This is a genomic window from Haloarcula sp. HT12 (genome assembly GCF_055271655.1).
On sequence record NZ_JBUXKW010000004.1, the window covers coordinates 112,461 to 125,204 of the forward strand.

The window sequence follows — 12,744 nt, forward strand, 5'->3', positions numbered from 1 at the left end:
ATTCAAAATACACATTGGCGTACACTGTTTCCCACAGGAATAGTCATACAGACTACTATATATTGCTACATTGTATTTTTTAGATTATGATATCCAATAAACAGTACTGTGAAACGATTAATATACGCATAGCGGCGATCGTAACGCGTATTTCGATTAATCGTGGCTATATTTCCGTGTGTACAACTAGTATAATAGTCTCACTTAAACATAAGACATCAATAACATACTGTTTAATCTCAACAATATGATGTCAATTCAAATTTATACATAAAAATGCATATATCTGTCCTGCCGCTCTTGTGAATACATACTAAGGGTGTGCATTAGTTTCGAACTCAGGGCATAGGGAGACGGTGTGTCTATCGCCCGTCAAAAACTATTACTGAGCAGGCTGAAACAACCGAACAATGGCTGCTGACTCGGGTTGTAAAGTAGACGCGGTTATCGACAAGTACGGATTGGCGTCGGCGGACCCAGTCTACGACTCCCTCGATGAGGGCCTGCTCGCGCGCTGGACAGGTGCGGATGACCGAGCCGAAATGGGGTATCGCTCAGTGACAGCGTGGTTCAACAAACGGCTCCTCAAACGAGTCTACACCGAACACGGCCGTGAATCACTCGATACCCGTATAGACAGTGACTACGAGACGTTGCGTGGGGACGACGAGCTACGTCGCAACGAGCTCATCGAGCGGCTGCAAGCTACGGGTATCCCCGGTGAGGCCCTCCACGATGATATGGTGTCGTGGGGAACGATGCGAACCCATCTTAACGACTGTTTGGACGGTCGAAAGGAGCCTCGGCAGGCGACGACTAACTGGGAGCGTGAGAGCGTCAAAACGGCCAAAACAGTCGTCGAACGGAAGGCCGAAACGGCACTGTCCTCGCTCGCAAAGAAAGGCGATATAGAGGGGGGTGACGCCGCGGAGATAGAGGCCCAGATCCAACTCGGATGCCCTGACTGCCCTACTCGCGTTCCGTTTGCTGTGGCCCTCGAACGTGGGTACGTCTGCAAGCAACACCGGAACCCAGAGCTGTCATCTCGCAACTCATGACCTGGAACATCGAAATCGAACGGATCGCTGGTATCCTGGACGGATCAGCCACATTAAAGCCGGGGTTGAACGTCGTCCGAGGCTCGAACTGGCAAGGGAAATCGAGTTTCATCGAATCGATCAAAACGGCCCTTGGCACCTCCACTGAACTGACTGAAGGGGCGGAAAGCGGTGCGGTGCACCTCGAAACGCCGACCGGTGTCTACGACGTGACGCTCACCCGTGAGAACGGTACCGTGGCCCGCCGCGGACAGCCGTACCTCACCGACGAGTACGACGTTGTCCGCGCTGAACTGTTCGCCTGCCTCGACGAGCGGAACCCGGTCCGTCGCGCCGTCCGGGCAGGGGAGAACCTCGAAGACGTGCTGTTGCGTCCGCTCGACTTCCAGAACATCGATTCGCAGATCGAGACGTTACAGCGGGAGCGCGAACGGATCGAAACGGAACTGTCGCAGGCTCGTGAAGCGAAAAAGCGGCTTCCAAGCGTTCAGGAGAAGGTGACCCGTCTGGAAAACGAGATCGAAGACCTGCGGGCCAAACGCGAGACAATCGACGGTGAGGCTGGACGCGACGACAGTTCGGAGTCGGTCCGCCGGCAACTCAGTCAGGCCAGAACTGAACAGAACCAGGCCAGCAACCGCGTCGAGCGACTCGAACAGAGTATCGAGCGGACCGAACAGCGCCTCTCGGAACGCCAGGAGGCTCTCGACGCCCTCGAAATCCCGGAGTACAATGATGTCGAGGACAAACTCGCGGAGGCACGGGAGCGCCTCTCACAAGTAGAGCGAGACGCCGAGGTGCTCCAGTCCGTGTACTCGGCAACCGAGATGGTACTCAGCGAGAACCGCCTGGAACTTCTCACCGACGTGGAGCGAGATATCGACGGTGACACAGTCGCCTGTTGGACGTGTGGTAGTGAGACGACGCGGGAGGGCCTAGCTGACCAACTGGACGCGCTCGGGAGCGAACTCACAGCGCTTCGCGCCCAGAAGGAGACCTACCACGATACCGTCGAGGAACTGGAAACGCAGCGCGAAGAAATCAGCCAGGCTCGCCGTCGTAAGGCGGATCTGGAGGAGGAGATCGCTGATCTCGAGGCGACACTGGCTGACCGGCAACAGAGCCTCGAAGCAGCCAGAAACAGGCTCGAATCGGCCCAAGCGGACGTGAATCGGCTCTCCGACCGCGTCGATGAGGCCGTGGCGGAGCTTTCGGACGTCGAAAGCGAGATCAAGTACCGCGAGGCCGAACTCGAAGACACCGCCGACGAACTGACGGAACTCGAAACGAGAGCGGCCCGCGTCGACGACCTCGAAACCGAACTCGAATCCGTGCGTGACGACCTCGCGGAGCTTCGAAACCGGAAGGACCGAATCAAGCGCGAGGCACGGGACGCGTTCGACACAGCGATGCAGGACATCCTCTCCCGATTCGGGACGGGATTTGAAACGGCCCGACTCACTGCGGACTTCGATATCGTGGTCGCCCGGGACGGCCAGGAAGCGAGTTTAGATGCCCTCAGCGAGGGCGAACTCGAACTTATCGGCTTCGTGGCAGCGCTGGCCGGCCGCCAGTCGTTCGATGTCGGCGACGCTGTGCCACTCTTGCTCGTTGATGGCTTGGGCGGCCTTGACGATGATAATCTCCACACCCTTATCGAGTATCTCCAGCAGGGGACCGAGTACCTGGTGTTTACTGCCTACCCGGAATACACCGCCTTCGACGGGCACGAGATCGATCCGACCCAGTGGACCGTCGCGAACGAGAAGCAAGCCTCGGCCGACTGATCGCTTGTCCGGACCTGAGTCCCACTGATGGGTATCCTGGGTGATCCCACCATCCTGCCGTCCGCGAACGGAACCGATATCATAGGTGTAATTCCACTTCTAGGGGAATAATACAAAAATACTATTAGTTCTCTCCCCGTTTCTAACCCAGATGGCGAATATCCGGGTAAAAGACTGGACGAAAACTGAATTAGAAAAGATACGAAACGCGGAGTCACATTCATCGTACGATTCAGTCCTCAAATCGCTGCTGAAAGACCGCAAACTAGCGAAGTACGCGGATGACGGCCCCGGGACAGCGACGAGCGAGTCAGTCCGGTCAGCGGACTCGGGTGTCGACAAAGCGTTCGACGATCTGACTGTTCTGGCGGAACTGACCGCTGGGCACGACGACGTGTTGTTCCTGTGGTGTCCGAACTGTGGGAACGAACTCGTCCATCTCACAGTTGAGCGGCCGTTCGGTCTCTCCGTGTTCGAAATGGAGTGCCAGCGGTGTCTCACCCATCTCGACAGCCACGCCATCGTCGCTATCGAACTGCAGTATCCAATCGAACAGAAGATGATCGAGGGCCAACTCCAGGCGGATCTCAAATCCTGCGTGATAGACTACTGGGACCGGACGCTGGATCGGGCCGCCAACGAGGCTGTTAAAACAGAGACCCCGGTCGACCGTCTCGTGTGGCAGTTCGACCAGTACCACAAGCAGTTCACCTGGGACTGGCCCACAGAGGTCCCGGCTGTCAGTTTTGTTCCGGGCGTCACGTATCGCAACACGGTCACTGACGAGCGAATCGAAGTCGTCGAACCCCTCACGGAGAACCGGAACGCGATGGACTCGTACAAGATCAGACGCTGCACCGCGGACGACGATGTCGCCCCGGACCAGTTAGACAGCAGTACGGTCGTCGACTGGATTGTCAACCGGGAACTGGTCGTCACGGAGCAGTCCGTGGAAACGACCCCACCGGCGACGTAACGGAGCTTGATACCGCCAGTTTTGGCGTCTCGCCGATGGAAAGGGAGTGTCTTCCAGAGCAGAACCTGGTTGAATCTGTCATAACTGACAGCATACGTCTCCGCCCCTAATCGCCCAATCCCCTCAGACCACTGCCTAATGATTGTACAATATTTTGAGAGATACTAACATAAGTTACGTGATAAAATCGAAAATTGACTATGTATGTGGAGAATTTACGACTGGAAATTTATATTACCGGAAATAATATATAAGGTGTATCGAGGATACCGAAGACACTCATGACGTTTGTCGACAACAGTTATACGACGTTAGCGATCTACTTTCTACCATGATTAGGTTGGTTGGATGCACGCGGTTCGCTAGTCGCATCTCCGAGCACGTCCCGAGTGGCGAGGGAGGGGGAACGTGTGAGTAAAGCGACGCACCCTCACACGCTCAAACTCCCTCGTGAGGAACACGGATTGGCTACGTCGAAGGCAGCGACTAGACGGATACAGGGAGTCCTCCCGGCGTTCCTAGAGACCAAGATCATCGACGCGGAGGCCAACGGGCTCGTCGTTCCACTCGACGGCAGCGTCGAATCGACGGTTGCGGCGGCGCTGGCCGTCGACGGGATCGGGGCCGATTACGTGACTGGATTGGTGATGCCGGTACAGTTAAGTGACGAGGGGCCCGCCCGGACGGCTGAAACCGTCGCGTCGCTGCTGGACATCGACTGCCACCGGCTCCACCTGCAGCCGGTGCTGACGGCGTTCCAGCGGGTCGTCGGCCAGACCGGTGAACCGACCGACGATCTCGTGGCGATGCAACACGCCAGCGAACGCTTCCGGATGGCGTGTAAATACTACGTCGCAAACACCAGAAACGAGCTTGTCGTGGGAACCGTTCCCCGGACCGACCGGTTGCTGGGCTCCGTTGCGAAATACGGCGAGAACGGCGTGGATCTGTCGCTGTTCGGTGACCTGTACAGAACGGAGATCGAGGCACTGGCCGATGCACTCGACGTACCGTCGGAGATCCTCGAACACCCGGCCCATCCGATGGACCACAGTAGTGCAACTGATGCGGCGGAACTGGGCATCGACCAGCAGGAACTCGATAGCATCCTCCACTTCGCGATCGATAGAGACTGCCCCGCACCGGATGTGGCCGACCGAGTCGACGTCGACGAAGCTACCGTTGAGCGAACGATTCAGTGGTGTGCCAGTACACGCCACAAACGACACACGCCACCGAAACCATCGATGGATAACTGATACCGTCGGCTGTCCGTCTGCAACGAATATCGCTGCCCCGGGGTAGCGAGTATCTTGAAATAGGGACAGCCAACAGTATGAGCCACCGTCTGCGGCCGGCTCTGTGAGCAAAGCAGTTAACAGCCTCACTCCGCGAGTCTCACATCCATGCAGGCCGACCCCCAGGAGATAATCGACACGGGCGACAGGCTGCTGTCGGAGTATCCCGAACTGTTCACTGAGCAGTACGAGACGAACACCCGCATCGTTCAGCGACTCGCCGGAGTGGACTCGTTTCGCAGCCGAACCCGGCTCACCGGATACATCACACGAAAAAAACGGACGCGGGACGGCTCGCAGAGATAACACCACCACGACGCACACGCGCCACACGGAGCCACATGTGTGTGGCGGGTTCCACGGCCTCGGTGGCCGCTCCGGTATGTGGACCTTCTTTATGCCGAGACCGTTTTGCAGGACGTATGTTACTCACTGGGACTGTCGTTGCGGACTCTGAAACCGTCCTGCAAGACGGGGCCGTTGTCGTCTCCGGGGACCGGATCGCGGCTGTGGGTTCCCGTGCTGATCTCGAAGCAGAATACGCCGACCACGATCACCAGTCCTACGACGTGCTGTTGCCGGGACTCGTCGGTGGCCACATTCACTCAGTGCAGAGTCTCGGACGCGGCATCGCCGACGATACGGAATTGCTCGACTGGCTGTTCGATTATATCCTGCCGATGGAAGCCTCCCTGACCGCTGAAGAGATGGAGGTCGCGGCGAAACTGGGTTACTTGGAGATGATCGAAAGCGGGACCACGACCTGTATCGACCACCTTTCGGTCGCTCACGCGGACCGTGCCTTCGAAGCGGCTGGCGAAATCGGTATCCGCGGCGTGCTCGGTAAGGTGCTGATGGACCAGCGTTCGCCCGAGGGCCTCCTGGAGGACACGCAGGCCGCACTGGACGAATCAGAGCGACTCATCCAGGAGTACCACGGTGCCTACGATGACCGCATCCGGTACGCTGTCACTCCCCGCTTTGCCGTCTCCTGTAGTGAGGCCTGCCTACGCGGGGCGCGCGAACTCGCGGACAAATACGACGGCGTGCGCATCCACACTCACGCCAGTGAGAACCAAAGCGAGATCGAGACAGTCAAAGAAGACACCGGCATGCGCAACATCCACTGGCTCGACGAGGTCGGCCTCACCGGCGAGGACGTGGTGCTGGCCCACTGCGTCTGGACCGACGAGAGCGAGCGCGAGGTTCTCGCGGAGACGGGGACGCACGTCACTCACTGCCCGTCCTCGAACATGAAACTCGCCAGCGGCATCGCGCCGATCTGGGACTACCGCGACCGGGGTATCAACGTCGCCATCGGCAACGACGGGCCGCCCTGTAACAACACGCTCGACGCGTTCACGGAGATGCGACAGGCGAGCCTTCTCCAGAAGGTCGAACAGCTAGACCCGACGGTGACGCCGGCGGCCGAAATATTCGAGATGGCGACACGCAACGGTGCGAAAGCCGCCGGCTTCGAGAAGCTCGGGGCGATCCGGGAGGGATGGCGTGCTGACATCGTCGGCCTCGATACGGAGCTCACGCGGGCGACGCCGCTACACGACGTGCTCTCGCATCTGGTGTTCGCGGCCCACGGCGACGACGTCCGCTTCACGATGGTCGACGGGAACGTGCTCATGGAACAGGGTGAGGTAACCACCATCGACGCCGATGCCGTCCGCTCCCGGGCATCGACGATGGGGCTTGAGATGGATCTCGAAGCGGAACGTCAGTCAGCTCAGGAACAGAAGCCCTGAGTGCCCGTCGTCGGCCGACTCACTCACTCGTCGCGATAGCTTCGATCTCGACGCCCACGCCCTTTGGCAGATTTGCGACCTCGACGGCGCTCCGGGCCGGCGGATCCTCGTCGAAGAAACCGGCGTACGTGTCGTTCATCGCCTCGAAGTCCTCGATGTCGTCGAGATAGACGGTCATCTTCAACACGTCACTCATCCCCAGCCCTTCCGAGGCCAGTACTGCTTCGATGTTCGACAGCGACTGTTCTGCCTGCGTCGCTATCGGTTCGTCATCCAGCAGTTCGCCGTCGGGTGTCAGCGGGATCTGGCCCGCGGTGAACACGAGCGAGCCATCTGTCGTTGCCTGGCTGTACGCGCCGACCGCTTCAGGGGCATCGGCCGTACTGATAGTCCGTTTCATCGGTCAGGTGTTCCACCATCAGCGTCTTAAATTCACAGGCCGTCACGCCGGTCCCCGAACTCAGCGAGGTCAGCGTCGGTATCGATATCCCAGTGAATGCCGGGGTCCCCGACCTCGATGAGCGCTGTCCGCTCGGTGGACTCGATGAGGTCTCGACCCCCGCGGTCGCCGGAGACCGAGGCGAGTTCCTCGAAACAGTGACTGTCGAACAGCACCGGGTTGCCCCGTGTCCCCTCGTGTTCGGGGACAACGATTGTCGACGTTCCTGTACGGTACGCTTCGATAAGACGCTCGATAGTTTCGGCCCGTACGAAGGGCATATCGCCCAGCAGGAACAGCGCGGCGTCCCACCCGGACTCCTGTGCGTAGGCGACGCCCTGTCGTACGGACGTACTCTGCCCCGCTGCGTAATCGCTGTTGTGTCGTCTCGAGAGCGACAGGCCGTCCAGCGCCGCCGCGACAGCCGCGTTCTCGTATCCCAGGACGGCGATGACCTCGGACAACGGTGATCTGCAGGCGGTTTCGGCGACATGCCGGACGACTGCTGTGCCGTCGACGGTCGCGAGCAGTTTGTTGCCCGATTCGTACCGTGAACTCTGCCCCGCAGCGAGGATGACGCCACCGACGGTTGCTCGATCCTGACTGCTCATGGCTGGCCGTCCCGCTCAGCTGTCACAGTGACGACCTCACAGACATCCGATGCGAACGACGTGATGACGCCCCGAGAACACCGCGAGGTCTGTGAGAGCGCGTGGGTGAGCACCGTCTTGGCGGTACGCTGTTGAGCTGCTGTGTCGGCCTTGTTGACCAGCGGAATCACTGACCCTTCCGGCGGTGCGTATCGGAGGCCGCCGTCGGGATGTGTGAGCACTGTTCCGACTACTTCTGCCGTGATCGTATCGCCCACGTCGAGGCCGGTAACGTCTGACACCCGCTCCGGTCGATGGACCGCGTCTGTCGTCAGTGGTTCACCGACTGCAGCGACTGAGGCGACTGGCACGACATGGGTTGCTGTGCTCGGCACGACTGGTTCCCTATCACCGGGCGCTTTGAACTCCCGCTTGCGTGCGCCGTCAGCCTTGACCAGTAGCCAATCGAACAACCCGGCGGCGGCTATCTGATCCAGCACGCTCGCCTCGAACCCGCGAACCTTTCGGTCGACTCGCGCCGGATCGGTTACTCGCTCGCGAGCGAAGGCAACCGGTGGCTCGTGTGCTTCGAGGTCGGCGCGCCACTCGCCTGGGCCGGTGAGGGTCAGCGGCAGATCAGGTGGTGGCGGCATCGCTGTCGTTGTCGTGTACCCGATGGCGTATCCCTCGGCGGCCCCCTCACGTGTCACCTGTCCCATCGCGGTTTTCTTCCCGCCGGCCCCGACAAAGGCGACAGCGGCGCTGGAGCCCAGGTCCAGCGCGTCAGCCAGATCCATACCCTCGTTCTACGGGACAGACAAAAATAGCTTGCCGGGGCAACGAATTGTGCCGCCGGTAGCGTTTTTGTGGCTCGGTGGCACACGTCGTAGTATGGTCCAGGTAGACGTACGCGGTGAAATCTGTCCTCGGCCGGCGCTCATTGTCCGCCGGGCGCTTTCGGATCTCGATCCTGGCGAGACGCTCGTCGTTCGCGGTGACTACCCACCGGCCGAAGAGAACCTCCGGCGGATGTGTACGACCCACGGGATCGACGTGACGACTGCGGAGACCGCCGGTGAGACCGATGAGTTCGAACTCGAACTCCGGGTCACCGAGATGGCGTCGTTATCGGAGGCCTGAGTGTGGGACGTGACGCGGCGGCCGACGCTGACGAGGAGACGGCACCGCTGACTGAGTACACCGAACTCCACGGGTGTTCCTGCAAGGTCGGCCAGAGCGATCTCGATTCCCTGCTGGCCGATGCCGGACTCACCGGTGATCGCGACGCGCTGCTGTTTGGCGTTGGCGAGGACGCCGCCGCCCGGGAGCTAACTGACAACCTCGCGCTGGTCTCGACGGTGGACTTCTTCACGCCAATCGTCGACGACCCGTACGACTTCGGCCGTATCGCGGCCTGCAACGCCGCCAGCGACGCGTTCGCGACGGGCGCAGTCGAGAACCTCGACTGTCTGGTCGTCCTGGGATTGCCGCGAGACCTGACCGACAACGCGGCACAGATCCTCGCCGGTATGGCCGACGCGCTGGATGCGATGGGCGGCGTCATCGCCGGCGGCCACACAATCATGAGTCCGTGGCCCTTCGCGGGCGGTGCCATCTCGGCGACGGCACATCCGGACGCCCTGCTCACCTCCCGGGGGGCCAGCCCCGGCGACTACCTCTACCTGACCAAGCCGCTCGGGACACAGCCGGCTATGGGGGCGATCCGCGTCACTGATGAGCAGTTCGTGGAAACAGTTACCGATGCCACCGACCGCCCCCTCGACCGGATCGCCTCGGAAGCCGTCGCGTGGATGACGACACCGAACCGCGAGGCGACACTCGCGTGCCGCGAATACGCGACCGCCGCGACCGACATCACCGGCTTCGCCCTCGTCGGACAGAGCCGCGTGGTGGCCGACCGTTCGAACGTCGGCATCGAACTGACGCACCTCCCGGTCATCGCCGGGACGCCCGCTCTCTCGTCGCTTTTCGGCTACGGACTGACAGCGGGCGAAAGTGCGGAGACCAGCGGTGGCCTGTTCGTCGTCGTTCCGCCCGACGCGACCGATGCCGTCGAAGCAGCGTTCGAGGATGCTGGCGTGTTCTTCCGTCAAGTCGGACGAGCCACTGACGGAAGCGGTGTCACCGTTGACGATCCGACTGTCGAGGCGGTCCGCCGCTGAGCGCTCGAAGGGTGTCTTTACTACCGTTCAGGGAGCTCCTAACTTCAGGCTGGAAGCAGCGGCGTTGCTTATCCCTGCCCAGCCACCGGCCGCTACCGTAGCCGCAGCACCGCTTCCAGTACGCCGCCGCCCAGGCACAGCGCCTTGTCGGAGATCTTCGTCGGATCGACGTCGTCGCCGCGAGGGTCGACATCGCCGAGTTTGGTGCCCTCGCTGACGCCGAGGCCACCGTGGACCAGGCCGCGGACGAGTCCATCGATTTCGGTTTCGACCGGACGGTCGCCGACGGTGCCGACCACGTCGCCGGCTGTGACACTGTCGCCGATGGCGACCGTCGGGGTCCACTTCCCGTCGTCCGGGGCGCGAAGCACCCGCTCGCGGGTGTAGCCGCGCCGTTTACCGGGTTCACCGTCGTACTCACTCGCCGTCCCCTCGTAGAACACGCGACCGAGTTCGTGCCCGCGGTCGGTCTCGACGACTGCGTCCACGTCCTCGCCGGCCTCGAAACCGGGCCCCATCCCGACCACGGCGTCGGCATCACCCTGACGGGTGCCGGTATCGAACTTCCCTTTCGCCATGATGGCGTCGACGAGGACGGCTGCGTCGAGTTCGTTCGCAACGGCTGCATCAGGGTCTACGAGTACGGGAACCACGTCGTCAGTGAGTAGTTCGAGCGCCTCGTCGATGTCTGCCGCCGCCCGGCCAGTGACGCCTTCGACCGTCACCTCGTCCTCGTACAGTGCTGCACCGAAGGCGACCGCCCGCCGGACGACCGTCGGCTGTTCGACTTCGGTGACGATGACCGGGAAGCCGGCCTGCTGGAGTCGGTAGACCACGCCGCTCCCGAGGTCGCCGCCGCCGCGGACGACGACGAGGTCGTCGAGGTTCAGACGCGTGGCCCGCTCCCCGGTGGCCTCGTGGCGGTCCATGCTGACCTCGGCGAGCACCGAGAGCGCGACGGCGGCCGGCCCGCTCCCGCCGAGGTCGAGCCCCACAGGCGTCCGAACCCGGCTGAGATCCCGACGGGCGTACCCGGCCGCGGCGAGCGAGTCAAGGACGTGGTCGGCCTTCGTTTCGCTGGCGACGAGGCCGACGTAGCCCGCCTCGCCGTCCAGCGCCGCGGCGACGGCGTCCTGGTCGAACGTCCCGCTCCGCGTCGCGACGGCCACGGCTGTTTCGCGCCCCATCGGCAGGTCCCCGAGCGCCTCGCCGTAGTCGCCGTGTATCACGTCGGTGTCGTCGGGGAACGCCGCCGGATCGGCGTAGGTCTCGCGGTCGTCGACTACGGTGACGGCGTACCCCAGCCGCTCCGCAAGCGGGGCCAGTTCGACGCCGATGTGGCCGCCGCCGGCGATGTAGAGCCGTGCTTGCCCGCGAACCCGGTCGATGAACACGTCCATCTCGCCGCCACAGACCATCCCCGTGTTGCCGCCGCGTTCGAGTTCGTACGTCCGGACGCCGGGGTCGTCGGCTCCCGAAAGCACCGTCCGGGCATCCTGTACGGCGAGGTGCTCGACCGTGCCACCGCCGATGGTCCCGTACTCCTCGTCGGCGGTGACGACCATCTTGTCCCCCACGTCCCGCGGTGCGCTGCCGTCCTTGCGGACGATGGTCAGCAAGGCTGCCGGCACTCCCTGCGCGGCCAGTTTGTCGAGACGTTCGAACAGGCTCATACGAAGCTCTTGACCTCCTGTTCGACGATGGCAGCGACTACGTCGTCGTAGGGTATGCGGTCGATGTCCGGCGGAAGGTCGACTCCGCGAACGGCCACGTCCCTCGCGACCGCCGAGACGGGCGCGTCGATATCCGGCGAGAGGTAGACACCGTCCTGAATCAGGACGACGCGTGCCTCTGGGTCCCCGGCGGCTGTTCGCAGTCCGATTTCGGCCATCGGCTTGTCGATGAGATACAGCATCGTCAGAAATCCAGTGTCCGGTCGGCGTCACGGATGCGGGCACTGACGCGGTCGTCCGACCAGACCGCCACGTCGTCGGCGATCTCGCGCTCGTCGACGCCGCGCTCGGCCATCGCCGCGCCGTCCGCGACCATCTGTCCGTCCTGTTCCACGAGGTCGGCGACGTGTCCGCTCATGTTGAGCGCGCCGCGGTCGACAGCCGCCCGAGCGCCGTACACCCCATCCTGGGTGAATATCACGGTCACGTCGTGCCTGTCGAAGCCGGCTGCGACGCCGCGGGCCGCGCGGAGCCCCTCCGGAATGTGGACCCGGCCGTACGGGGCGCGGGTGAGCATCACGACGACGTCTCGTTTCATAGCGACACCACCCGGTCGGCCTCGCCGATGATGTCCGCGAGGTCCGGCAGCAGTCCGACTTCGACGCCCTCGGGGTAGTCGGCAGGCGCGTCGATCCCCCGGGCGTCGACACAGAGCCCACAGCAGATGATTTCCGCGCCGTCCGCGATGAGTTCCTGGAACTTCTCGGTCGGCATCTCGTCGTACAGCCCGGTGTCCGAACAGCCGGGAAGGGTCTGGTCCGCGACGGGGACGAGCGCCCCGTCGAGGTAGTGGAAGTAGCTCACCTCGTGGCCCTGGTCCAGCGCCGCCCGGCCCAGCTCGTAGGCGGTGCGCCACCGCTCGCTGTCGAAGGGGCCGCCTGTCAGCAGAAACCCGATATACGCCATACTGTCGGAATTTCGGT

General features: G+C 62.2%; 15 protein-coding genes. 8 read left to right on the forward strand and 7 right to left on the reverse strand.

What is annotated here, in order from left to right:
* Positions 1–410 precede the first annotated feature (410 nt).
* From rdfA to ACY9XZ_RS13695, 6 genes are all read left to right on the forward strand, one after another.
* Positions 411–1,058: a rod-determining factor RdfA gene (gene rdfA, locus ACY9XZ_RS13670; protein ID WP_463457573.1), complete on the forward strand. Its 648-nt coding sequence runs from the start codon at positions 411–413 to the stop codon at positions 1,056–1,058.
* Positions 1,055–2,845 carry an archaea-specific SMC-related protein gene (locus ACY9XZ_RS13675; protein WP_463457574.1) on the forward strand — a complete coding sequence of 597 codons (1,791 nt, stop codon included), beginning with the start codon at positions 1,055–1,057 and terminating at the stop codon, positions 2,843–2,845. Before rdfA ends, ACY9XZ_RS13675 begins: the two co-directional genes overlap by 4 nt.
* 151 nt (positions 2,846–2,996) lie before the next feature.
* A complete protein-coding gene (locus tag ACY9XZ_RS13680; RefSeq protein ID WP_463457575.1) occupies positions 2,997–3,821 on the forward strand; it encodes a hypothetical protein in 825 nt (274 codons plus the stop codon).
* A 410-nt stretch (positions 3,822–4,231) separates the two neighbouring features.
* Positions 4,232–5,080: an NAD(+) synthase gene (nadE, locus tag ACY9XZ_RS13685; protein ID WP_463457576.1), complete on the forward strand. Its 849-nt coding sequence runs from the start codon at positions 4,232–4,234 to the stop codon at positions 5,078–5,080.
* 147 nt (positions 5,081–5,227) lie between these two features.
* Positions 5,228–5,425 (forward strand): 30S ribosomal protein S17, encoded by a 198-nt coding sequence (locus tag ACY9XZ_RS13690; protein WP_463457577.1) that lies wholly within the window; start codon positions 5,228–5,230, stop codon positions 5,423–5,425.
* Positions 5,426–5,541: 116 nt separating this feature from the next.
* Positions 5,542–6,876 (forward strand): 5'-deoxyadenosine deaminase, encoded by a 1,335-nt coding sequence (locus ACY9XZ_RS13695; RefSeq protein WP_463457578.1) that lies wholly within the window; start codon positions 5,542–5,544, stop codon positions 6,874–6,876.
* A gap of 19 nt (positions 6,877–6,895) precedes the next feature.
* On the opposite strand, the gene ACY9XZ_RS13700 is transcribed toward ACY9XZ_RS13695, so the two are convergent.
* Genes ACY9XZ_RS13700 through yqeC form a run of 3 tightly spaced genes read right to left on the reverse strand, consistent with a single transcriptional unit; the run spans position 6,896 to position 8,702 of the window.
* Entirely contained in the window at positions 6,896–7,276 is a 381-nt protein-coding gene (locus ACY9XZ_RS13700) for a Rid family detoxifying hydrolase (RefSeq protein ID WP_463457579.1), read from the reverse strand.
* Positions 7,277–7,308: 32 nt separating this feature from the next.
* Positions 7,309–7,926 (reverse strand): nucleotidyltransferase family protein, encoded by a 618-nt coding sequence (locus ACY9XZ_RS13705; protein ID WP_463457580.1) that lies wholly within the window; start codon positions 7,924–7,926, stop codon positions 7,309–7,311.
* A complete protein-coding gene (yqeC, locus tag ACY9XZ_RS13710) occupies positions 7,923–8,702 on the reverse strand; it encodes a selenium cofactor biosynthesis protein YqeC (RefSeq protein WP_463457581.1) in 780 nt (259 codons plus the stop codon). The genes ACY9XZ_RS13705 and yqeC overlap by 4 nt, the downstream gene beginning before the upstream one ends.
* 94 nt (positions 8,703–8,796) lie before the next feature.
* Between yqeC and ACY9XZ_RS13715 the strand changes: the two genes are divergently transcribed.
* Both ACY9XZ_RS13715 and selD read left to right on the forward strand, forming a co-directional pair.
* Positions 8,797–9,045: a sulfurtransferase TusA family protein gene (locus ACY9XZ_RS13715; RefSeq protein WP_463457582.1), complete on the forward strand. Its 249-nt coding sequence runs from the start codon at positions 8,797–8,799 to the stop codon at positions 9,043–9,045.
* A gap of 2 nt (positions 9,046–9,047) precedes the next feature.
* A complete protein-coding gene (gene selD / locus ACY9XZ_RS13720; protein ID WP_463457583.1) occupies positions 9,048–10,088 on the forward strand; it encodes a selenide, water dikinase SelD in 1,041 nt (346 codons plus the stop codon).
* A gap of 92 nt (positions 10,089–10,180) precedes the next feature.
* On the opposite strand, the gene yqeB is transcribed toward selD, so the two are convergent.
* From yqeB to ACY9XZ_RS13740, 4 genes are read right to left on the reverse strand one after another with little or no spacing between them, the layout of a single operon-like run.
* The gene (yqeB, locus tag ACY9XZ_RS13725) at positions 10,181–11,761 is read right to left on the reverse strand and encodes a selenium-dependent molybdenum cofactor biosynthesis protein YqeB (RefSeq protein WP_463457584.1); all 1,581 of its coding nucleotides are present in this window, start codon (positions 11,759–11,761) and stop codon (positions 10,181–10,183) included.
* Positions 11,758–12,003, reverse strand: a complete 246-nt coding sequence (locus tag ACY9XZ_RS13730) for a hypothetical protein (protein ID WP_463457585.1) — start codon at positions 12,001–12,003, stop codon at positions 11,758–11,760. The genes yqeB and ACY9XZ_RS13730 overlap by 4 nt, the downstream gene beginning before the upstream one ends.
* Before the next feature lie 2 nt (positions 12,004–12,005).
* Positions 12,006–12,359 (reverse strand): DsrE family protein, encoded by a 354-nt coding sequence (locus ACY9XZ_RS13735; RefSeq protein WP_463457586.1) that lies wholly within the window; start codon positions 12,357–12,359, stop codon positions 12,006–12,008.
* Positions 12,356–12,727: a DsrE/DsrF/TusD sulfur relay family protein gene (locus ACY9XZ_RS13740; protein WP_463457587.1), complete on the reverse strand. Its 372-nt coding sequence runs from the start codon at positions 12,725–12,727 to the stop codon at positions 12,356–12,358. The genes ACY9XZ_RS13735 and ACY9XZ_RS13740 overlap by 4 nt, the downstream gene beginning before the upstream one ends.
* Positions 12,728–12,744 lie beyond the last annotated feature (17 nt).

Coding starts and splice junctions, on each gene's coding strand:
- rdfA (WP_463457573.1), top strand. CDS start 411: ATGGCTGCTGACTCGGGTTGTAAAGTAGACGCGGTTATCGACAAGTAC.
- ACY9XZ_RS13675 (WP_463457574.1), top strand. CDS start 1,055: ATGACCTGGAACATCGAAATCGAACGGATCGCTGGTATCCTGGACGGA.
- ACY9XZ_RS13680 (WP_463457575.1), top strand. CDS start 2,997: ATGGCGAATATCCGGGTAAAAGACTGGACGAAAACTGAATTAGAAAAG.
- ACY9XZ_RS13690 (WP_463457577.1), top strand. CDS start 5,228: ATGCAGGCCGACCCCCAGGAGATAATCGACACGGGCGACAGGCTGCTG.
- ACY9XZ_RS13695 (WP_463457578.1), top strand. CDS start 5,542: ATGTTACTCACTGGGACTGTCGTTGCGGACTCTGAAACCGTCCTGCAA.
- ACY9XZ_RS13700 (WP_463457579.1), bottom strand. CDS start 7,276: ATGAAACGGACTATCAGTACGGCCGATGCCCCTGAAGCGGTCGGCGCG.
- ACY9XZ_RS13705 (WP_463457580.1), bottom strand. CDS start 7,926: ATGAGCAGTCAGGATCGAGCAACCGTCGGTGGCGTCATCCTCGCTGCG.
- yqeC (WP_463457581.1), bottom strand. CDS start 8,702: ATGGATCTGGCTGACGCGCTGGACCTGGGCTCCAGCGCCGCTGTCGCC.
- ACY9XZ_RS13715 (WP_463457582.1), top strand. CDS start 8,797: ATGGTCCAGGTAGACGTACGCGGTGAAATCTGTCCTCGGCCGGCGCTC.
- yqeB (WP_463457584.1), bottom strand. CDS start 11,761: ATGAGCCTGTTCGAACGTCTCGACAAACTGGCCGCGCAGGGAGTGCCG.
- ACY9XZ_RS13730 (WP_463457585.1), bottom strand. CDS start 12,003: ATGCTGTATCTCATCGACAAGCCGATGGCCGAAATCGGACTGCGAACA.
- ACY9XZ_RS13735 (WP_463457586.1), bottom strand. CDS start 12,359: ATGAAACGAGACGTCGTCGTGATGCTCACCCGCGCCCCGTACGGCCGG.
- ACY9XZ_RS13740 (WP_463457587.1), bottom strand. CDS start 12,727: ATGGCGTATATCGGGTTTCTGCTGACAGGCGGCCCCTTCGACAGCGAG.